The sequence below is a fragment of the Curtobacterium sp. MCPF17_001 genome, assembly GCF_003234615.1.
GTDB lineage: Bacteria > Actinomycetota > Actinomycetes > Actinomycetales > Microbacteriaceae > Curtobacterium.
This window is the reverse complement of record NZ_QKSL01000001.1, coordinates 249,154-268,588: the sequence shown is the minus strand read 5'-3', so window position 1 is coordinate 268,588 and position 19,435 is coordinate 249,154. Positions and strand designations below refer to the sequence as shown.

The following is a 19,435-nucleotide window of genomic DNA, read 5'->3' as shown; positions in this document are numbered from 1 at the left end:
TGGCGGACGAGGGGCCGGTGGCTATCGTGGGGACCATGACCGACGTCGCAGGCACCACCGGAATCCGTACCGACGAACTCGACGAGTCGGTGCGACCGCAGGACGACCTCTACCGGCACGTCAACGGCAGGTGGATCGACCAGACGCCGATCCCGGACGACAAGGCCCGCTACGGCTCGTTCACCGTCCTGGCCGAGGAAGCCGAAGCCGCCGTGCGCACGATCATCGAGCGCGCGCAGACCGCCGCGCCGGGCAGTGAGCAGCGCAAGGTCGGCGACCTCTTCACGTCCTTCACCGACGAGACGGCGCTCGAAGCGCTCGGGTCCGCCCCGATCGAACCGCTCCTCGCCGACATCGCCGCGATCGAGGACAAGAACGACGTCCTCCGCATGGTCGGTCGCTTCGAACGACTCGGACTGCCGAGCTTCATCCAGCTCTTCGTCGACAACGACCCGGGCGACCCGGACTCCTACATCGTGTTCCTCGAACAGTCCGGTCTCGGTCTGCCCGACGAGTCGTACTACCGCGAAGAGCGCTTCGCTGACATCCGCGAGAAGTACCGCGAGTTCGTGGGCTCGATGTTCCCGCTCGCCGGGTACGACGAGAGCGGCGACCGGACCGAGCACGTGATCGCGCTCGAGACGGCGATCGCGTCGGCGCACTGGGACAACGTCGCGACCCGTGACAGCCAGAAGACGTACAACAAGCTGCCGTGGGACGAGGTCTCGGCGCTCGCCGAGGGCGTCGACCTGCGCCTCTGGTGGGACGCCATCGCGGCTCCCGCCGGCGCCTTCGACACCGTGGTGGTCCGCCAGCCGTCCTTCCTGACCGGCCTCGCCCAGCTGTTCCGCGAGCAGCCGCTGCCCGTCTGGAAGGACTGGCTCTGCTGGCAGGTGATCCGGGCCTCCGCCCCGTACCTGACGAGCGCGTTCTCGGCGACCAGCTTCTCGTTCTACGGCACCGCACTGACCGGTGCGCCGAAGCAGCGCGACCGCTGGAAGCGCGGGGTCTCCCTGGTCGAGGGTGCGATGGGCGAGGCGGTCGGACGCATCTACGTCGAGGAGCACTTCGACGAGACCTCGAAGGCGACGATGGACGACCTCGTCGCGAACCTGGTCGAGGCGTACCGCCAGAGCATCACGGGGCTCGAGTGGATGACCGACGAGACCCGGGCCCGCGCGCTCGACAAGCTCGAGAAGTTCACCCCGAAGATCGGCTACCCGGTGAAGTGGCGCGACTACAGCGCCCTGCCGGTCACCGCCGACGACCTGCTCGGCAACGTCCGCGCGATCGCGTCGTTCCAGGTCGACCGTGAGCTCGGCAAGATCGGCAAGCCGATCGACCGCGACGAGTGGTTCATGACCCCGCAGACGATCAACGCGTACTACAACCCGGGCTTCAACGAGATCGTCTTCCCGGCCGCGATCCTGCAGTTCCCGTTCTTCGAGGCCACCCGTGACGCCGCCGCCAACTACGGTGCGATCGGTGCCGTCATCGGGCACGAGATCGGGCACGGCTTCGACGACCAGGGCTCGCAGTACGACGGCGACGGTCGCCTGCAGAACTGGTGGACCGAGGCCGACCGGCAGGCGTTCGAGGAGCGGACGAAGGCCCTCATCGCCCAGTACGACGCCCTGGTGCCGACCGAGGTGCCGGACGGCCACGTCAACGGCGCCCTCACCATCGGCGAGAACATCGGTGACCTCGGTGGCCTGTCGATCGCCTGGAAGGCCTACCTGATCTCCCTCGACGGTGCCGAGCCGCCGGTGATCGACGGCCTGACCGGTGCCGAGCGCTTCTTCCTCAGCTGGGCCCAGGCGTGGCGGATGGCGATCCGCCCGGAAGAGGCCGCTCGTCTGCTGAGCATCGACCCGCACTCGCCGAACGAGTTCCGCTGCAACCAGATCGTCCGCAACATCGACGTCTACTACGACACCTTCGACGTCTCGGACCGTGACGCGATGTACCTGGCTCCGGCCGAGCGCGTCGCCATCTGGTGATGACGGAGCCGGACGCGCCGCACTCGTCGCGCCGGCGCCGCCCCGGACGCCCCGCTGACGACGGCTCAGCGGGGAACGGTCCCGTCGGCGGTGGTGGTCGGAGCCGCGGCAAGCACCGTGGTGGGGCGGACGAGCGCTTCACGGCCACGACACAGGCACTGGGCACCATCGCGCAGGACGGTGCTGGGGTCAGCGCCTCCATCATCGACACCTCCACCGGTCGTGCGCTGCTGGCGATCGACGACCGGTTGGTGCAACCCGTGTCCGGCCTCGGGCGCGTGCTGCTCCTCATCGAGGTCGCGGCGCAGCTCGAGGACGGTCGGCTGCACGGCGACCGGCTCCAGCGCATGGCCCGGGACACCGCGACGGGTGCGGGGCTGTGGCAGTTCCTGCAGGAGCCGACCATGCAGGTGTCCGACCTCGCCACCCTGGTCGGCGCGACCGCGGACGCCTGGGCGACGAACGCCCTGCTCACCACGGTCGGGATCGACGCCGTGCGTGCCCGTGCCGAGTCCCTCGGGGTCGAACGGTCTGCGCTGATCGACCGGGTGCGGGACCGCCGGGGCCCGGACGACGCCCCGGACGTCTCGGTCGCTGCGTCGGGAGAGCTCAGCTGGCTCTTCCGCGGGCTGGCGCTCGGCGAGGTCGTGGACCAGACGGTGTCGAACCGGGTCCTCGGGTGGTTGTCCCTGGCCGCGGACCTGTCGCTCGTCGCCGGGTCGTTCGGTCTTGATCCGCTGGCGCACCGGGCGCTCGACCACGGCCTCCAGTCCGTCGCGGTCACGGGATCCGGGCCGGGCATCCGGGCCGAAGCGGGCGTGCTCCGGGGGCCGGCGTCGTCGGTCTGCTACGCCGTCACGGTCCGGTTCGAGGACGACTCGCTGCAGCGGCGACTCGCGGTCGTCGAGGCGCTCCGCACGATGGGCACCGAGGTGCTCGAGGTCGTGCACACCCCGGCTGAGCGCTGAGCGCTGAGCACCGAGCGCCGAGCGCCCAGCGCTGAGCACTGCGCGCCGAGCGCCGAGCGCTGAGGCGTTCAGGACACCGAGTCCCGCCGCTGCCGGTCGTAGTCGCCGCGCATCCGCCACCCGGCCATCGCCCGGGTGACCGTCCCGTGGGGCGAGCGGGTGAGCACGGACCAGAGCCCGACGACGAGCAGGACGACGGGGACGGTCGCGACGGCGAGCAGGATGCGCCGACGGACCTCGCCACCGTCGTCGAGCCAGCCGAGTTGCACGAGGTGCAGGACCCAGAAGGTCAGCGGCGAGACCACGACGATGATGCTGGTGCGCCAGTACCGCCGGACCGCGTCGCGGAACCCGGTGTCCAGGGCCGCACCCTCGGCGAGCTCGACCGTGTCCCCGACGGTGAAGGTGTGGGCTCCCGCGCGGATCACCGTGCGCTCGGCATCCGGGACGGCCCGCTGTCCGCGGCGCGGAGGCTGCCACCGGACGTCCTCCAGGTGCTCGACCTCGTCGTCGATGACGAACCACCCGCCCTCGAGGTCCTCGGGTCCGGTGACGATGCGGTGGCTGCTCACCCGCCCATCATCGCGGAACAGGGCCCCTCACTGCTGCTGCTGCTGTCCCTCCGGCACGAACGCCCGCACGGACAGCAGTTGCGCCGACCGCTGCTGGCACGCGGTGTAGGCGGTGGAAGCGATGAACAGCGACTGCTTCGAACCCGGCGGGTAGACGCGGAACCCGTCGGGCTGCCGGGCGGTGCAGTCACCCGGCTGCAGGTTCTCGGCGCGGACGATCCGGAGCGGCGCGTACGCGGTCTGCCCGGCGGCCAGGGTGACGGTCGGACGCGCATCACTGCGGTCGAGCGTCGCCGATGCCCCGACCTGCGTGCCGTTCCCGTCACCGACGAAGGACAGCCCCGGCCAGCCCTGCAGCGTGCACGACGCGCTGCCGGTGTTCCGCAGCGCCAGGTCCAGGTACACGCTGCCAGCCCCGCCGCCACCGCCGTCGACGATCGACCCGGTCAACGACGCCGCCGCGCAGGTCCCCGCTCCGGAGGCCGTGCCACCGTCCGCCGGACCGGCGGCGGCGGCACCCGACGCACTCGACGCTGGTGTGGACGACGGCGCAGACGACGTGGTCGGCGCAGCGGACACCGGTGCAACGGACGACGATGACGAGGGCGACGTCGTCGGCGCCGAGGACGCCCCACCGCCGTCCGACCCACCCGTGCACCCGGTCAACGCGAGGACGACCGCCCCGAGCACGCCCACCGTCCCCACCGTTCCGCGCAGCGACCGCCATGCCGTCACCTGCGCGCCGGACCCTCGACTGCTCCGTCCCATGCCCGCCACACAACCACTTCCACCGTGGAACTGTCTCGCACGTCCTCCCACATCCGCACCGCCGTCCAGTGTCTTCGGGCAGGATCGGCATCGTGCACGTCGACGACGACGTGCGGACACGGAAGGACAGACCGATGGCAGCAGGCAAGCACGAGGCAGCACGCGGCGACGACGACCGGGCGGACGGCGTGGACGCACGCGCCGGCGAGTTCGTGGACAGTGACATCCCCGGGGAGCACCGCGTCACCGACGACGAACCGGTCGGCGAGTTCGTGTCGAGTGACATCCCCGGCGAGGCCCGCCCGCAACCGGACGACGAGACCGGCGAGTACGTCGAGTCGGACATCCCCGGTGAGTCGCAGCCGGCCGGACCCGAGGAGACCGGGCACTACACCGACCGCGACCAGTAACGGTCACCCGACCGGTCGGTCAGTCGACCAGTCCCGCCCGCGTCAGCAGGCGGAGCGTCTCGACCCCGGCCGGCGGGCAGCGTCCGGCGTCGTCGGAGGTGACCCACTCCACCTCGTCGACCTCTGCGGAGGCGACGGGCGTGGCGGAGTCCAGCGGGCCTCCCGGCCGTGCCAGGAACAGTGTCATCGCGACGATCGTGCCGGGTGCCTGCCCGTGCGCCGGTTCGGTGACGACGGCGAACTCGTCGACGTCGTCCGCGGTGATGCGCAGGCCGGTCTCCTCGTACGCCTCGCGCACGGCGGCGTCGACGGCGGTCTCGCCGGGCTCGACCTTGCCGCCCGGCAGGTACAGGACGTCACGTCCGCGGGCGCGCACCATGAGCACCCGTCGGTCGCGGACCAGCAGGAGCGCACTGACGTCCAACACGGGTACGGCCGGGAGGCCCGCACCGCCCGAGCCGGTCAGCTCGCGTCCGCCTCGTCGTCGCGCACGCGCGCGGCCAGCGGCACGACCGGGGACGGCACGTCCGCGACGGGTTCCGGGCGCACCCCGAAGAGCGCGTCGAGCGCCCCGGTGAAGTCGTCGCCGCGACCGGCACGGCCGAGTTCGCGTGCCCGGACGGAGGGGCGGTGGAGCAGCACACCGACCAGGTGCCGGAGCGCCCGCTCGGTCTGTTCCGCGGACTCGGGCGTGGTGTCACCCCGACGCTTCACGCGGTCGATCTCGTCGTCCAGGATGTCGAACACGTGCTTGCGCAGCGCGACGAGTGCCGGGGTGGTCGACTGCTCGAGCGCCTGGGCGCGGAACCGCGAGACCGCGTCGTCGACGATCGCACGCGCCTCGGTCTCGGCGTTGAGTTCGGCGATGGGGGCGTGGATGCTGATCGTCTCGAGGTCGAGCAGCTCGACGCCCTCGACGTCGGCGGCGTCCGGGTGCACGTTGCGGGGGAGCCCGAGGTCGATGACGATCCGTCGGGCGCCGTCGTCCAGGTCGCAGGCCTCGACGACCGGGACCTCGCTCGACGTGCAGGTGATGACGACGTCGCTCGTGCCGATCGCGGTGCGCAGGTCGGTGGCGGCGACCAGGTCGTGCTTCGCGGCGAACCAGGGGGCACGGCCGGACGGCGAGAAGACCTGGATCTGCTGGGCACCACGGTCGCGGAGGGCGGCGATGGTGGTCGCGGCGTAGCTGCCGGTGCCGACGAGGAGCACGCGCGTGGTGGCCCAGTCGGTGAGGCGCGAGGAGGCGAGCTCGAGTCCGAGTCGGACGAGCGACCGGCCGGCGGCGCCGATGCGGGTGCGGGTCTTGACCCCGCGGGAGGTGTGGGCGGCCTCCTGGAAGAGGCGCTCGAGCTCCGAGGTGGTGGTGCCGTTCCGGCGGGCGTCCTCGAGGGCCCGTCGGACCTGACCGGAGATCTCGGTCTCACCGACGACGACGGACTCGAGTCCGCTCGACACGGCGAAGAGGTGCTGCACGACGTCGCCGCCGCCGAGGACCTGCACGGAGTCGAGGACCTCGTCCGCCTGCAGGTCACTCGCTGCCGAGACGGCCTCGACCGTGGCGCGGACCGCTGCGTCGTCGTCGCCCGCGATGTCGAGGTAGGCCTCGAACCGGTTGCACGTGGCGAGGACCACGGCGCCGTCGAGCACGTCCGAGTCCGTGACGAGGTGGCTGGCGGCCGCGGGTGCTCCGATGCTCAGACGCTCCAGGAGGTCGAAGCTGGCGTTGCGATGCGACGCCGTGAGACAGATGAGCACGTGTTCAATGGTAACCCCGCCGTCCCGAGCGCCAGATCGGAGAACGGCCCTGTTCGCGGTGCGAGAATCGTCCGGTGACCGACGCGCTCCCTGCCACCCATCCGCTCGCCGACGGCCGCACCGCGGGCTCCCGGCTCGTCCGGGCCCTCCGGGGCGATCGGCCGGAGACGCTGCCGGTCTGGTTCATGCGCCAGGCGGGCCGGTCGCTGCCCGAGTACCGGGAGCTCCGGGTCGGGACGGCGATGCTCGACGCGTGCCTGGACCCGGCCCTGGCGTCCGAGATCACCCTGCAGCCGGTTCGTCGGCACGGGGTCGACGCCGGCATCTTCTTCAGCGACATCGTCGTGCCGATCAAGCTCGCGGGCGTGGACGTCGAGATCGTCCCGGGCCGCGGCCCCGTCCTCGGTTCCCCGGTCCGGACCTCGGCGGACGTCGATGCCCTGGGTCGGCTCGAGCCGGAGGCCCTGGCACCGATCTCCGAGGCCGTCGCCCGCACCGTCGCCGAGCTGGGCAGCACGCCGCTCATCGGGTTCGCCGGCGCACCCTTCACCCTCGCCGCCTACCTGGTGGAGGGTGGGCCGTCGAAGGACCACATCCGTGCCCGGACGATGATGCACGCCGACCCGGAGACCTGGTCGCGGCTGCTCGACTGGGCCGCCGACGTGTCGGGGGCGTTCCTCCGCGCCCAGGTCCTCGCCGGCGCCTCGGCCGCGCAGCTGTTCGACTCGTGGGTCGGCTCGCTGTCCCGGGCCGACTACGTCGAGCGGGTCGCACCGCACTCGGCGACGGCGCTGTCCCACGTCGCGGACCTCGGCGTCCCGCGCATCCACTTCGGGGTCGGCAGCGGCGAGGTCCTGGCGGACATGGCGACGGTCGGCGGCCACGCGGACGCCGTCGACGCGGTCGGGGTGGACTGGCGTCTGCCCCTCGACGAGGCCGTGCAGCGCGTCGGCACCGGCGTCACCGTGCAGGGCAACATCGACCCGGCGATGCTCGCGGCGCCGTGGGAGGTCCTCGAAGCACACGTCCGCGCGGTCGTCCGCAGCGGCGGGGTCGCTCGGGCGCACGTCGTGAACCTCGGGCACGGGGTGCCGCCGGAGACCGATCCGGCGGTGCTCACCCGCGTCGTCGAACTCGTGCACTCGCTGGGCGACGGGACTGACGTGGCCGACGGGACCGACGGGGCCGGGAGCGCCGGAGCATGACCGACGTCGTCGTGGTCGGCGGCGGGGTCGCCGGCCTCGTCGCGGCGCGCGACCTAGCGAAGGGCGGCGCGCACGTGGTGCTGCTCGAGGCCTCCGGCGCGCTCGGCGGCATGATCCGTCGGCACACCGTCGCCGGGCTCGACCTCGACATGGCGGCGGACTCGTTCGCCACCCGGACGGACGCCGTGTCCTCGCTGGCGATCGAACTGGGCCTCGGCAACGACATCGTCTCGCCGGACCCCCGGGGTGCGTGGCTGATGACCCGCGACGGCCGCACCGCCCCCATCCCCTCGACCGGGCTGCTCGGGATCCCGGGCACCCCGATGGCCGCCGACGTCATCGCGGTCGTCGGCGGCGCCGGGGCCCTCCGTGCGCAGATGGACGCCCTGCTGCCCTCGCCCGTCGGAGCGCGGGCGACGTCGCTCGGCGCGATGGTCCGGCGTCGGATGGGCGCGAAGGTGCTCGACGACCTCGTGGTGCCGGTCGTCGCGGGCGTGCACTCCACCCACCCGGACGACCTGGACCCCGACCGTGTGGCGCCCGGACTGCGCGCGGCACTGCAGCGGGAGGGGTCGCTCGCCCGAGCCGTGCTCGCACTCCGGAAGCGGGCCGTCGCGGGCTCGGCGGTGCAGGGCCTCCGCGGCGGCATCGCCCGACTGGTCGACGAGCTCGTCGCCGACCTCGACACCTACCGGGTCGACATCCGGCTGCACACCCGGGTGACGCGCGTCGAGCGAGCCGCGGTCGAGGCCACCTCCGCCGACGGCCGGAGCGAACGACTCGCCGCGGACCACGTGTTCGCCACCGTGGCCGACCCTGCCCGTGTCGCCGCGCCGCGACGGTCCGGCATCGAGCTCGTCACACTCGTGGTCGACCGGCCCGAGTTGGACGCCGCCCCGCGCGGCACCGGCATGCTCGTGCACCCGGCGGCGGTCGGCGTCGCCGCGAAGGCGCTGACGCACGCGACTGTGAAGTGGCCGTGGCTGGCGGAGCGGGCGGCCGGGAGGCACGTGCTGCGTCTCAGCTACGCCCTGCCCCCGGCAGGTGCCGCCGAGGCGACCGGCGCTGCCGCCGCGACGGGCGCGGACGAAGTCGCCACGAGCCTCCCGGTCGACCCGGCCGGACCGGTGAGCGCCCGCGCGACCACCGATGCGTCCGCCCTGCTCGGCCTGGAGGTCAGGCCGGAGCACGTCGTCGGCGCCGCTCGTGTGCTGTGGCACGGGCCGGACGCCGAGGCCGCCGGACTGGCCGAGGGGGTCGTCGGCATCGGTGAGGCGTCGTCGGGGCGGGGCCTCTCGGGCATCGTGACGGCGGCCCGGGCCGCGGCTGAGCGCATCCTGGATTCCTGAGCGGACCGCTGATGCCCCGAGGGCTACTGTTGGGACAACCGTCGGACTCATGCCGATCGGTGCATGACCCCGGAACGGTGCATCACCAAGCACAGTGCTCACAACAGCACCCTGACTCAACGGAGGAATCGCTCATGCGAGGAAAGCTCCTTTTCATTGCCGGCGCAGCGCTCGGGTACGTCCTGGGATCGCGAGCCGGACGGGCTCGCTACGAGCAGATCAAGACCGTCAGCGGCAAGGTGTGGAACAGCAACGGCGTCCAGAAGAGCGTCCACGACGTCGAGGGCTTCGTGCAGGACCGCACGCCGGACGTCGCCGACTTCATCGGGGAGCAGACCAAGAAGGTCGTCCGCAAGGTGAGCTCCAAGGCGTCGTCCAACAAGGGCTCGCAGATCTCATGACCGACACACGCGACCGGAAGTCGCGGTCGCTGTTCGGCCTCGTCAAGGAGCTCCCGGACCTCGTCAAGGACCTGGTGAAGGGCGAGATCTCGCTCCTCAAGGCCGAGATGATCGGCAAGGCGAAGGTCTTCGGCATCGCCGCGGGCATCCTGATCGCCGCGCTCGTCATCGTGCTGTACGCGATCGGCGTGCTCCTCACCGCAGCGGTGATGGGTCTCGCGACCGTGATGCCGGCGTGGCTGGCGGCGCTGCTGCTCGCCGTGCTGATGCTCATCGTCGCCGGGATCCTCGGATTCGTCGGCTGGAAGCGCCTCAAGAAGGGCCTGCCGATCACGCCGAAGCGCACGATCGCCAGCGTCAAGAACGACGTCAACGCCGTCAAGGGCCTCGGCTGGAAGCCGACCCCGGAGACGCAGCGCGGCGCCCGCAAGCCCGACGTCGACGGCCGGTTCTGACCAGCCGTCCTCCCGCTGACCCCCGTCATCCCCACGAACTCATCGGAGGACCAGTGACCGACCCGAAGGACGAGCACGGCGACATCGCCGACCGCGTCGCCGCCACCCGCGCCCAGCTGTTCGACACCCTCGACGCGATCGAGGACAAGCTCAACGTGCCGAAGCAGATCGGCATCGCGGCGTCGAAGGTGAAGCGCGGCGTCGACGAGAACCCCGTGCCCTACCTGGCCGGTCTCGCAGCGGGAGTGGCAGTGGTCGGGGGTATCGTCGTAGCGGCGCTCCGACGACGGTGATCCACAGGCGGCGAGCCACCGCGAGCCACTGTGGAACGTCGGTCCGGACGCCTGCTCGGCGACGGGGACGGGCAGCCCACACCCCTGGCAACCGTGCCGCTGGCGATCGTGCTCGCGGCCACCGTGGAGGACGACCGATCCATGAGCACTGACGTGCCCGCACCAGCACCGAACGCACCGCACGAGACCGATCCCGCGTCCGGCATCGACCCGAACCTGCTCACCGCCTACGCCCTGTGGGCGGTCTTCCGTCGTCCGGTCGGTGCGGTCGCCCGTGGCGGTGACGATTCGGTCGCCGAACTCGACGCCGTCGTCGCGGCCGGAGCCGAGCGAGGCGTCACCATCCGCGGCTTCTACGACGTCTCCGGCTTCCGTGCCGACGCCGACGTCATGATCTGGCTGCACGGCGACGACGCGCAGACCATCCAGGCGGTCCTCCGGGACGTGCGTCGAACGGCGCTCTTCCGCGATGCCGAGCCCGTCTGGCACGCGATGGCCATGCACCGCGAAGCCGAGTTCAACAAGCGGCACACGCCGGCCTTCCTCCGCGGCAAGGACCCCGAGGCTTGGATCACGGTCTACCCGTTCGTCCGGTCCTACGAGTGGTACCTGCTGCCGGAAGCCGAGCGTTCGGGGATGCTCCGTGACCACGGCATCGCTGGCGCCAAGTACCGCCGGGTCCTCACGAACACCATCGCCTCCTTCGCCCTGGGCGACTACGAGTGGATCCTGCCGCTCGAGAGCCCCGACCTGGTCGACCTCGTCGACCTGATGCGCGACCTCCGCTACACCGAGGCCCGGATGCACGTCCGCGAAGAAGTGCCCTTCTACACGGGTCGTCGCGTGACGACCGCCGAACTCCCGGAGGTGCTGTCATGACCGACACCAGCATGATCACGAACGGACAGCCCGTCCTCGCCGCCACCGCTGCGGCCGCGTCCGGCCCGGAGCACGTCGAGGTCCCGACCGCCTACGACGCGATCCTGCTCGCCGGCTTCGGCGGTCCGGAGGGCCAGGACGACGTCATCCCGTTCCTCCGCAACGTCACCCGTGGCCGCGGGATCCCGGACGAGCGGCTCGAAGAGGTCGCGCACCACTACCGTCACTTCGGCGGAGTCAGCCCGATCAACGCCCAGAACCGCGCGCTCAAGGCCGCGCTCGAGGCCGAGCTCGCATCGCGCGGCATCGACATGCCCGTGCTCTGGGGCAACCGCAACTGGGAGCCGTACCTCGAGGGCGCGTTCACCGAGGCCGCCGACAAGGGCTACAACAAGCTCATCGCGATCGCCACGAGCGCGTACTCGTCGTTCTCCAGCTGCCGCCAGTACCGCGAGGACTACGCCCGCGTGCTCGACGAGACCGGTCTGATCGACACCATCCAGATCGACAAGGTCCGCCAGTTCTTCGACCACCCGGGCTTCGTCCGCCCGTTCATCGACGGTGTCCGCGACGGCCTGGCCCGCGCGATCGCCGAGAACGACGGGCTCGACGTCGCGACCGAGCTGCAGGTGCTGTTCTCCACGCACTCGATCCCGTCGACCGACGCCGCCCGGTCCGGTCCCGACTACCGCGGCTTCGACGAGCACGGGGCGTACGAGGCGCAGCACCTGGCCGTCGGCGAGGTCGTCCTCGACCAGGCGTGGGCGGAACTGCTCGAGCAGCCCGAGCACGCCCACCTGCAGGGAACGTCGAAGCCCGCCTGGAAGCTCGTCTACCAGTCCCGCTCGGGCCCCCCGACGCAGCCGTGGCTCGAGCCCGACATCAACGACTACATGAACGAGGAGCTCAAGGGCGGCCCGACCCGCGCCGTGCTCATCGTGCCGCTCGGCTTCGTCAGCGACCACATGGAGGTCATGTGGGACCTCGACGAGGAAGCCACCGAGACCGCCGGTGAACTCGGTTACTGGTCGCTCCGCACGCAGACCCCCGGCGTCGACCCCGCCTACGTGTCGGGTCTCGTCGACCTCGTGCTCGAGCGGGTCAACGGGACACCGAAGGCCGAGCGACCGCACATGACCGACATCGGGCCCTGGTACGACGTGTGCCGTCCGGGGTGCTGCGAGAACGTGCGAGCGGGGTTCAAGCCCGCCGCCGCCGGCGTCGCCCCGTGACCGACGGCTCCACACCGAAGGACCCTGCCGTGCAGGACCCCGCATCGTCGAAGTCGTCGGGCGACAAGCCCGCCATCCGGCTGGGGACCCGCGCCAGCCGACTCGCGGTCGCCCAGTCACAGGACATCGCGGACCGGCTCGCCAAGGTGTCCGGTCGGCCGGTGGAACTCGTCACCGTGACCAGCGAGGGTGACACGAACCGCGCCTCCCTGGCGTCGCTCGGCGGCACCGGCGTGTTCGCGTCGGCGCTCCGTGAGGCCCTGGTGGCGCACGAGGTCGACGTCCTCGTGCACTCCCTCAAGGACCTGCCGACGGCGCCGTACCCGGGCCTGACGATCGGCGCGGTCCCGAAGCGCGCTGACGCTCGCGACGTGCTGGTCGCCCGCAACGGCGCGACGGTGGAGACGCTGCCCGAGGGTGCGACCGTCGGGACGGGATCACCCCGCCGTGCCGCGCAGCTCAAGGCCGACCGACCCGACCTCGACGTCGTCGACATCCGCGGCAACATCGACACCCGCCTCGCCCGTGTCGAGGACGACCTGGACGCCGTCGTGCTCGCCGCCGCCGGACTCGGTCGCATCGGTCGACTCGACGCGGCCACCGAGCTGCTCGACCTCGGATTCTGGCCGAGCGCTCCCGGCCAGGGTGCGCTGGCCGTCGAGATCCGTGCGGACGAGGACGACCGGAACCTGCTCGCCGCCCTGCGGAAGATCGAGCACGCCCCGACCCGGCTCACCGTCACCGCAGAACGTGAGGTCCTGGCGAAGCTCGAGGCGGGCTGCTCCGCACCGATCGGTGCGACGGCGGTCGTCGACGCCGAGATGCTCCTGGTGTCCGCGACGGTGTACAGCCCGGACGGGTCCGAGTACCGGACGGCCTCGCACGCGGCGATGCTCGACGGCTCCGCGCAGGACCGCCTCGACGAAGCACTGTCCGTCGCCGGCCGAGTCGCCGACGAACTCCTCGAGAACGGCGCCGCCGAACTCGCCGACCTGCCCGCGACGACCGGTCCCGGATCCGACGAACCGGACACCGGGCACACCGCCGGCCCCGGGCTGGCGAACCCGGCCGAGTAGGGCGGGCACCACGGACGACACCCGGAGCTCCACGGACGCCGCTGCGACGGCGACGACGACCGCTGCGACGACGACCGCGGCGACGACGACCGCTGTGCCGAGCGACGGACGGTCGACCCGCCGACCGGTCGTGCTCGTGCCGCGCGGGGGTCCGTGGGGTGACCGGGTCGCCGAGGCCGCCCGATCGCGGGGGCTCGACGCCGTGGTCGTCCCGCTCATCGCCGACCAGCCCCCCGCCGACTCGGGTCCGCTGGAAGCCGCCCTGGTCCAGCTCGCAGCGGCAGCAGGAGCGCCCGGTTCCGCTGCCCCCTGGCTCGTGGTGACCAGTGCGACCACCGTGCGGGTGCTCGCGGAACGCATGGCGGGCCTCCCGTCCGGTGTCCGCGTCGCCGCCGTCGGCACCGCGACCGCGCGTGCCGCCCGCACGGTCGGCTGGCCCGTCGACCTGCTGCCGGACGACGCCTCGGCCGCCGGACTCGTGACCGCCCTGCCCGACGGTGCCCGTCTCGTCGTGCACCCACGCTCCGACCTGGCCGCCCCGACCCTGGTCGACGGCCTGCACGCCCGCGGCATCGCCGTCGTCGACGTGGTCGCGTACCGCACCGTGGGGACCGGCGACGAACCCATCGCCACGGACCCGGCGCCGGACGTCGTCCTCGTGACGAGCGGCAGCGTCGCCCGCGAAGTCGTCCGCCGACTCACCCCCCTCAGCCCGCGCACCCGGATCGCCTGCATCGGCCCGGGCACCGCCGCCGAGACCCGTGACGCCGGACTGCCCGTGCACGTCGTCGCAGCCGAGCGGTCCGCCGAAGCCCTCCTCGACGCCGTCGTCGAGTCCCTCGCCCCACACCCCGAACAGGAAGGTCACTCGTGACTGGACGCTTCCCCCAGGTCCGCCCCCGACGACTCCGCGCCACCCCCGCGATGCGTCGACTCGTCGCCGAGACCCGGCTCCACCCCGCCGAGCTCGTGCTGCCGATGTTCATCCGCGAAGGCGCCACCGACGCCATCGACATCACGAGCATGCCCGGGGTCCAGCAGCACTCCCTCGACTCGTTCCGCCGTGCGCTCAACGAAGCCGCGTCGGTCGGCATCGGGGGCGTGAACCTGTTCGGCGTGCCCGAGCGCAAGGACGCCGTCGGCTCCGGCGCGACGGACCCGAAGGGCATCCTCAACGTCGCGATCCGGGTGGCGAAGGAGGAGGTCGGCGACGCGCTCGTCGTGCAGTCCGACCTGTGCCTCGACGAGTTCACCGACCACGGCCACTGCGGCGTGCTCGCGACCGACGGTTCGGTCGACAACGACGCCACGCTCCTGCGGTACCGGGACATGGCGGTCGCGCAGGCCGAAGCCGGCGCCGAACTGGTCTGCCTGAGCGGGATGATGGACGGCCAGATCGCCGCCGCCCGCGACGCCCTCGACGTCTCCGGCCACTCCGGCACGGCGCTCCTCGCCTACGCCGCGAAGTACGCCTCCGCGTTCTACGGCCCGTTCCGGGAGGCCGTCGCCTCCACCCTGCAGGGCGACCGGCGCACGTACCAACTCGACTCCGGCAACGGACGCGAGGGGCTGCGCGAGGTCGAGCAGGACATCGAGGAGGGCGCCGACATCGTCATGGTGAAGCCCGCCATGAGCTACCTCGACGTCCTCGCCCGCACCGCGGACACCTCGCCCGTCCCGGTCTGGGCGTACCAGATCTCGGGCGAGTACGCGATGATCACCGCAGCCGCCCAGAACGGCTGGATCGACCGTGACGCCGCCGCCATGGAGGCGCTCATCGGCATCAAGCGCGCCGGTGCCGACGCGATCCTCACGTACTTCGCGGTCGACATCGCCCGCAAGCTCAACGACGAAGCGGGCCTGCGCACCTCGGGCAGCACTGCGGACGTCGCCGGCATCGCCACGACCGGGAAGGCCCCCGAATGACCTCGACGACGACCACGAACGACCAGCTGTTCGGCCGTGCGAAGAACAGCATCCCCGGGGGTGTGAACTCGCCGGTCCGTGCGTACGGCTCGGTCGGCGGCACACCCCGGTTCCTCGTGAACGCGAAGGGCGCGTACGTCACCGACGCCGAGGGTCGCGAGTACGTGGACCTCGTGGCGTCCTGGGGTCCCGCGATCCTCGGGCACGCCCACCCCGGCACGGTCGAGGCCGTCCAGCAGGCGGCGGCCCGCGGGCTGTCGTTCGGCGCCTCCACCCCGGGCGAGACCGAGCTGGCCGAACTCGTGAAGCAGCGGGTGCAGGTCGACGGCGACGGTCCGATCGAGAAGATCCGCATGGTGTCGACCGGCACCGAGGCCACGATGACCGCGATCCGTCTGGCGCGCGGCTACACCGGCCGTGACCTGCTGGTGAAGTTCGCCGGGCACTACCACGGTCACTCCGACTCGCTGCTGGCCGAGGCCGGCTCCGGCGTCGCGACGCTCGCCCTCCCGGGCAGCGCCGGCATCACCGCCGAGACCGCCGCGCAGACCCTGGTGCTGCCGTACAACGACCTGGACGCCGTCCGCCGCGCCTTCGACGAGCACTCCGAACGCATCGCCGCCGTGATCGTCGAGGCCGCAGCCGCGAACATGGGCGTCCTGGCGCCCGAGCGCGGGTTCAACCGGGCGCTCGCGCAGATCACCCGGTCGCACGGCGCGCTGCTCATCGTCGACGAGGTCCTCACCGGCTTCCGCGTGGGACCCGCCGGCTGGTGGGGCCTCGAGGCGTCGAACACCGTCCCTGACGGCGCCGGGTGGAAGCCCGACCTGGTCACCTACGGCAAGGTCATCGGTGGTGGCATGCCCCTCGCCGCGCTGGGTGGTCGACGCGAGGTGATGGACTTCCTCGCGCCGCTCGGCCCGGTGTACCAGGCTGGCACGCTCTCCGGGAACCCGCTGGCGGTCGCCGCCGGCATCGCCACGCTCCGTGCCGCGACGGCCGACGTCTACGCGCACCTCGACCGCACGGCCGACGTCGTCTCCCGCGCGACGAGCGAGGCCCTGTCCGCCGAGGGTGTCGCGCACACCGTGCAGCACGCCGGCAACCTGTTCTCGTTCGCCTTCACGGACACCCCGCCGCGGAACTACGACGACGTCCGCGCGCAGGACGTCTTCCGGTACGCGCCGTTCTTCCACAGCATGCTCGACTCCGGCGTCACCCTGCCGCCGAGCGTGTTCGAGGCGTGGTTCCTCACCGCGGCGCACGACGAGCGTGCGGTCTCGCAGATCCTCGACGCCCTGCCCGCTGCGGCGAAGGCGGCGGCTGCCGCCACGGCCTGACGGGCCGCCTGCGCGAGACGAGTGCGCCCGCGCGAGACGCCTCGGAGTACGCGAGACGCCTCGAAATGCCCGAGACGCCCCTGAACTCCAGGGCGTCTCGGTGCTTCCGGGGCGTCGTGCGGTGACGGGCCCGTCTCATGGCGGCGGGACGCGGCCCGGCCGGGAGGCGCGGCTCGTCTAGTCGGCGCGGCGCGCGTGCCAGCGTCCACCGCTGCGCTCGACCGCCAGCGGGAAGTCGAACGCCGCCGCCACCCGCGCCGAGGTGATGACCTCGTCTGCGTGCCCCACGGCCACGACCGCCCCGTCCCGCAGCAGCATCGCGTGCGAGGTCGACGCCGGCAGGTCCTCGAGGTGGTGGGTGACCATCACGCTGCTGAGCTCCGGCTGCCGGACACGCAGCGCGTCGACGGTCTCGAGCAGGTGTTCGCGGGCCGCGACGTCCAGCCCGGTGGCGGGTTCGTCGAGCAGCAGCAGCCGTGGCTCGGACATCAGCGCCCGGGCGATCAGCGCTCGTCCCCGTTCGCCCTGGGACAGCACCGGCCAGCGGGCGTCACGACGGGCGGCCAACCCGACGTCGGCGACGTGCTGCTCGGCGCGCGCGATGTCGGAAGCGGTCGGCTCCCACCGCACCATGAGGTCGGTCGTGCCGGTGAGCCCGGTGAGCACGGTCTCCAGGACCGTGAGCGGCGAGAGCATGCGGTGCCGCGGGTCGACGTGGCCGATGTGTTCGCGGAGCTCCCGGACGTCGACACGACCCAGGCGGTGCCCGAGCAGCTCGACCGTGCCCGCGGAGGGGTGCCCGGTCGCCCCGAGGACGGCGAGCAGCGTGGACTTGCCCGCACCGTTCGGACCGAGCAGTGCCCAGTGCTCGCCGGCGCGGACGGTCAGGTCGACGTCGTGCAGCAGGTCCCGGCCGCTGCGGGTGACACGGAGTCCTGAGGTGCGGAGGAGGACGTCGTTCATCCCGCCATCCTCGCGCACCTCGGCGGACGCGGCCGCTGTCAGGCCGCTGCGGCCCGGGCGGTGGCCAGGTGCTCGGCCATCGCACGTCCGAGTCCGCGGACGAGGGCTCCGCCGGCTTCACCGTCACGGCCCTTCGCGGCGGCACGGAAGCCGTCGAGGGCCTGTTCCACGTCCCAGAAGACGAACTCGGGCTCGCCGATCCGCACGAACTTCGCCCGGTTCAGCAGCGATTCGCTCGTCTTGATCAGCAGCTCGTTGCCGGACTTCTGCACCATGAACGCGATCGCCCGGTCGATGTCGTCGTTCAGCGCGCGGTCCTCGGCCTTCGCGTGGGCACGCATGTCGTCGAGGATCGCGCCGAACGCCTTCACGTCGGCGTCCTCGAAGCGGGGGAAGGACCAGCGGGCAGCGAGTTCGCCGAAGCCGAAGAGCATCTGGAACGCGTCGTCGTAGGCCTCACGGGTCGGTGAGGCGACGCGGGTGTACCGGTTCGCCTCCATCTCGACCAGGCCGTAGTCGACGAGCTTGGCGATCGCCTCGCGGATCGGCGTGCGACTGACACCCAGCCAGGCGACGAGTTCGTCGTCGTTCAGGCGTTCGCCGGCCTGCAGCGTGCCGTCCTGGATGGCGGCGAGCATCTTCTCGAGGACGACGTCCCGGAGGAGCTTCCGGGGCGAGTTCTCAACGGTCGACTTGGGTACCGGCATCCGGGTCTCCTCAGTGAAGGTGTTCGGAACTCAAATCCTAACGTGACATTGTGCAAACGCTTGGCCAAGATGTCGCTGGCCGCGGTTCACGCCCGGACGTCGACCACCGTCCGCCCGTGCACCCGTCCCGCGACCACCTCGGCGCCGACCTCCATAGCTGCCGCCAGGTCCACCGTCCGCGTGACCCCGGCGAGCAGCGCCGCGTCGAGGTCCGACACGAGCCGGTCCCACGCCCGCTTCCGCAGCGGCAGCGGTGCGTCCACCGAGTTCACCCCGAGCAACGACACCCCGCGCAGGATGAACGGGAGGACCGTGGTCGGCAGGGCACTGTCCTGCGCGAGACCGCAGGCGGTCACCGCGCCACCCCACTTCGTCGAGGCCAGGACGTTCGCCAGGGTCGCACCGCCGACGCTGTCGACCGCACCGGCCCAGATCGCACGCTGCATCGGCTTCCCGAGTTCCGAGATGGCGGCCCGGTCGATCACCTCGGTCGCGCCGAGCGCGCGCAGCGAGGCGTCGTTCTCCGGTCGCCCGGTCGACGCCGTCACGGTGTAGCCGCGCGCTGCCAGGAGGGCGATCGCCACCGTGCCCACGCCCCCGGAGGCACCCGTCACCAGGATCGGCCCGTCCTCCGGCACGACCACGTGCTCGAGGGCCAGCACGCTGAGCATCGCCGTGAACCCCGCCGTCCCGATCGCCGCGGCACGCTCGTCGGGCATGTCGTCCGCCAGTCGCACCAGGGACCCGGCCGGGGCCAGCGCCCGCTCCGCCCAGCCGCCGTGTCGCGTCTCACCGAGTCCGGCGCCGTTGAGCACCACGCGGTCCCCGACAGCGACGTCGGTCACCCCGCCGCCCACTGCTGCGACCGTGCCGATGGCGTCGATCCCGGGCACGAGCGGATCCACCCGGGCGACGCCGGGGTTGCCGGCCAGCGCGAGGCCGTCCTTGTAGTTGACGCTGGACAGGGTGACGTCGAGGAGCGCCTCACCGGGGCCCGGGTCGCCGATCTCGACGTCGGTGACGGCGGGGGCTGCGGAACGTGAGGCGAGGACGGCGCGGGTCATGCGCGCGACGCTACCCCGGGCCTCCCGGCCGGAACCGGGCGGACCGGGCGGACCTCGGGTGGGACGGCG

General features: G+C 72.2%; 21 protein-coding genes. 14 read left to right on the top strand and 7 right to left on the bottom strand.

The features are described from left to right. The first annotated feature begins 35 nt into the window (after positions 1-35). Positions 36-2,000, top strand: coding sequence for a M13 family metallopeptidase (locus DEJ24_RS01405; RefSeq protein WP_111076962.1), 1,965 nt, complete (start codon positions 36-38; stop codon positions 1,998-2,000). After that, the gene (locus DEJ24_RS01400) at positions 2,000-2,968 is read left to right on the top strand and encodes a serine hydrolase (RefSeq protein ID WP_111076961.1); all 969 of its coding nucleotides are present in this window, start codon (positions 2,000-2,002) and stop codon (positions 2,966-2,968) included. Before DEJ24_RS01405 ends, DEJ24_RS01400 begins: the two co-directional genes overlap by 1 nt. A gap of 68 nt (positions 2,969-3,036) precedes the next feature. Here DEJ24_RS01400 and DEJ24_RS01395 read toward each other — a convergent pair whose 3' ends face one another. Beyond that, positions 3,037-3,540: a hypothetical protein gene (locus DEJ24_RS01395; RefSeq protein ID WP_111076960.1), complete on the bottom strand. Its 504-nt coding sequence runs from the start codon at positions 3,538-3,540 to the stop codon at positions 3,037-3,039. Positions 3,541-3,567: 27 nt separating this feature from the next. Further along, positions 3,568-4,119: a DUF4232 domain-containing protein gene (locus DEJ24_RS01390; RefSeq protein ID WP_111076959.1), complete on the bottom strand. Its 552-nt coding sequence runs from the start codon at positions 4,117-4,119 to the stop codon at positions 3,568-3,570. Positions 4,120-4,442: 323 nt separating this feature from the next. Between DEJ24_RS01390 and DEJ24_RS01385 the strand changes: the two genes are divergently transcribed. Then, entirely contained in the window at positions 4,443-4,718 is a 276-nt protein-coding gene (locus tag DEJ24_RS01385) for a hypothetical protein (protein ID WP_146242492.1), read from the top strand. A 19-nt stretch (positions 4,719-4,737) separates the two neighbouring features. Here DEJ24_RS01385 and DEJ24_RS01380 read toward each other — a convergent pair whose 3' ends face one another. Together DEJ24_RS01380 and DEJ24_RS01370 are read right to left on the bottom strand one after the other, a co-directional pair. Then, positions 4,738-5,145: an NUDIX domain-containing protein gene (locus DEJ24_RS01380; RefSeq protein WP_258374625.1), complete on the bottom strand. Its 408-nt coding sequence runs from the start codon at positions 5,143-5,145 to the stop codon at positions 4,738-4,740. A gap of 35 nt (positions 5,146-5,180) precedes the next feature. Further along, entirely contained in the window at positions 5,181-6,476 is a 1,296-nt protein-coding gene (locus DEJ24_RS01370) for a glutamyl-tRNA reductase (protein ID WP_111076956.1), read from the bottom strand. A 74-nt stretch (positions 6,477-6,550) separates the two neighbouring features. Here DEJ24_RS01370 and hemE point away from each other — a divergent pair, with 74 nt between their 5' ends. From hemE to hemL, 11 genes are all read left to right on the top strand, one after another. Beyond that, positions 6,551-7,681 carry a uroporphyrinogen decarboxylase gene (gene hemE / locus DEJ24_RS01365; RefSeq protein WP_111076955.1) on the top strand — a complete coding sequence of 377 codons (1,131 nt, stop codon included), beginning with the start codon at positions 6,551-6,553 and terminating at the stop codon, positions 7,679-7,681. Continuing rightward, the gene (locus DEJ24_RS01360) at positions 7,678-9,030 is read left to right on the top strand and encodes an NAD(P)/FAD-dependent oxidoreductase (protein WP_111076954.1); all 1,353 of its coding nucleotides are present in this window, start codon (positions 7,678-7,680) and stop codon (positions 9,028-9,030) included. The genes hemE and DEJ24_RS01360 overlap by 4 nt, the downstream gene beginning before the upstream one ends. Before the next feature lie 134 nt (positions 9,031-9,164). After that, the gene (locus DEJ24_RS01355; protein ID WP_110902968.1) at positions 9,165-9,431 is read left to right on the top strand and encodes a hypothetical protein; all 267 of its coding nucleotides are present in this window, start codon (positions 9,165-9,167) and stop codon (positions 9,429-9,431) included. Further along, positions 9,428-9,886 (top strand): phage holin family protein, encoded by a 459-nt coding sequence (locus DEJ24_RS01350; protein WP_111076953.1) that lies wholly within the window; start codon positions 9,428-9,430, stop codon positions 9,884-9,886. Before DEJ24_RS01355 ends, DEJ24_RS01350 begins: the two co-directional genes overlap by 4 nt. Positions 9,887-9,939: 53 nt before the next feature. Then, positions 9,940-10,179 carry a DUF3618 domain-containing protein gene (locus DEJ24_RS01345; protein WP_258374620.1) on the top strand — a complete coding sequence of 80 codons (240 nt, stop codon included), beginning with the start codon at positions 9,940-9,942 and terminating at the stop codon, positions 10,177-10,179. Positions 10,180-10,320: 141 nt separating this feature from the next. Beyond that, complete coding sequence (gene hemQ, locus DEJ24_RS01340; RefSeq protein WP_111077093.1) at positions 10,321-11,058, top strand: hydrogen peroxide-dependent heme synthase; 738 nt, start codon at positions 10,321-10,323, stop codon at positions 11,056-11,058. Next, complete coding sequence (locus DEJ24_RS01335; RefSeq protein ID WP_181432755.1) at positions 11,055-12,290, top strand: ferrochelatase; 1,236 nt, start codon at positions 11,055-11,057, stop codon at positions 12,288-12,290. Before hemQ ends, DEJ24_RS01335 begins: the two co-directional genes overlap by 4 nt. Before the next feature lie 29 nt (positions 12,291-12,319). Then, positions 12,320-13,366: a hydroxymethylbilane synthase gene (hemC, locus tag DEJ24_RS01330; RefSeq protein WP_111076952.1), complete on the top strand. Its 1,047-nt coding sequence runs from the start codon at positions 12,320-12,322 to the stop codon at positions 13,364-13,366. 94 nt (positions 13,367-13,460) lie between these two features. Beyond that, on the top strand, positions 13,461-14,240 hold the full coding sequence (locus DEJ24_RS01325) for a uroporphyrinogen-III synthase (protein WP_111076951.1): 780 nt from the start codon (positions 13,461-13,463) through the stop codon (positions 14,238-14,240). Beyond that, positions 14,237-15,292 carry a porphobilinogen synthase gene (gene hemB, locus DEJ24_RS01320; RefSeq protein WP_111076950.1) on the top strand — a complete coding sequence of 352 codons (1,056 nt, stop codon included), beginning with the start codon at positions 14,237-14,239 and terminating at the stop codon, positions 15,290-15,292. Before DEJ24_RS01325 ends, hemB begins: the two co-directional genes overlap by 4 nt. Next, entirely contained in the window at positions 15,289-16,632 is a 1,344-nt protein-coding gene (gene hemL, locus DEJ24_RS01315; protein ID WP_111076949.1) for a glutamate-1-semialdehyde 2,1-aminomutase, read from the top strand. Before hemB ends, hemL begins: the two co-directional genes overlap by 4 nt. A gap of 177 nt (positions 16,633-16,809) precedes the next feature. Here hemL and DEJ24_RS01310 read toward each other — a convergent pair whose 3' ends face one another. From DEJ24_RS01310 to DEJ24_RS01300, 3 genes are all read right to left on the bottom strand, one after another. Then, positions 16,810-17,595, bottom strand: coding sequence for an ABC transporter ATP-binding protein (locus tag DEJ24_RS01310; protein WP_111076948.1), 786 nt, complete (start codon positions 17,593-17,595; stop codon positions 16,810-16,812). 38 nt (positions 17,596-17,633) lie between these two features. After that, positions 17,634-18,302 (bottom strand): GntR family transcriptional regulator, encoded by a 669-nt coding sequence (locus tag DEJ24_RS16505; RefSeq protein ID WP_111043670.1) that lies wholly within the window; start codon positions 18,300-18,302, stop codon positions 17,634-17,636. An 86-nt stretch (positions 18,303-18,388) separates the two neighbouring features. Continuing rightward, positions 18,389-19,366 (bottom strand): acryloyl-CoA reductase, encoded by a 978-nt coding sequence (locus tag DEJ24_RS01300; protein ID WP_111076947.1) that lies wholly within the window; start codon positions 19,364-19,366, stop codon positions 18,389-18,391. Positions 19,367-19,435 lie beyond the last annotated feature (69 nt).

What these genes read in the sequence shown, in the direction of transcription:
- DEJ24_RS01385 (WP_146242492.1), top strand. Translation starts at nt 4,443, where the DNA reads ATGGCAGCAGGCAAGCACGAGGCAGCACGCGGCGACGACGACCGGGCG.
- hemL (WP_111076949.1), top strand. Translation starts at nt 15,289, where the DNA reads ATGACCTCGACGACGACCACGAACGACCAGCTGTTCGGCCGTGCGAAG.
- DEJ24_RS16505 (WP_111043670.1), bottom strand. Translation starts at nt 18,302, where the DNA reads ATGCCGGTACCCAAGTCGACCGTTGAGAACTCGCCCCGGAAGCTCCTC.
- DEJ24_RS01355 (WP_110902968.1), top strand. Translation starts at nt 9,165, where the DNA reads ATGCGAGGAAAGCTCCTTTTCATTGCCGGCGCAGCGCTCGGGTACGTC.
- DEJ24_RS01400 (WP_111076961.1), top strand. Translation starts at nt 2,000, where the DNA reads ATGACGGAGCCGGACGCGCCGCACTCGTCGCGCCGGCGCCGCCCCGGA.
- DEJ24_RS01300 (WP_111076947.1), bottom strand. Translation starts at nt 19,366, where the DNA reads ATGACCCGCGCCGTCCTCGCCTCACGTTCCGCAGCCCCCGCCGTCACC.
- DEJ24_RS01405 (WP_111076962.1), top strand. Translation starts at nt 36, where the DNA reads ATGACCGACGTCGCAGGCACCACCGGAATCCGTACCGACGAACTCGAC.
- hemQ (WP_111077093.1), top strand. Translation starts at nt 10,321, where the DNA reads ATGAGCACTGACGTGCCCGCACCAGCACCGAACGCACCGCACGAGACC.
- DEJ24_RS01335 (WP_181432755.1), top strand. Translation starts at nt 11,055, where the DNA reads ATGACCGACACCAGCATGATCACGAACGGACAGCCCGTCCTCGCCGCC.
- DEJ24_RS01350 (WP_111076953.1), top strand. Translation starts at nt 9,428, where the DNA reads ATGACCGACACACGCGACCGGAAGTCGCGGTCGCTGTTCGGCCTCGTC.
- DEJ24_RS01310 (WP_111076948.1), bottom strand. Translation starts at nt 17,595, where the DNA reads ATGAACGACGTCCTCCTCCGCACCTCAGGACTCCGTGTCACCCGCAGC.
- DEJ24_RS01360 (WP_111076954.1), top strand. Translation starts at nt 7,678, where the DNA reads ATGACCGACGTCGTCGTGGTCGGCGGCGGGGTCGCCGGCCTCGTCGCG.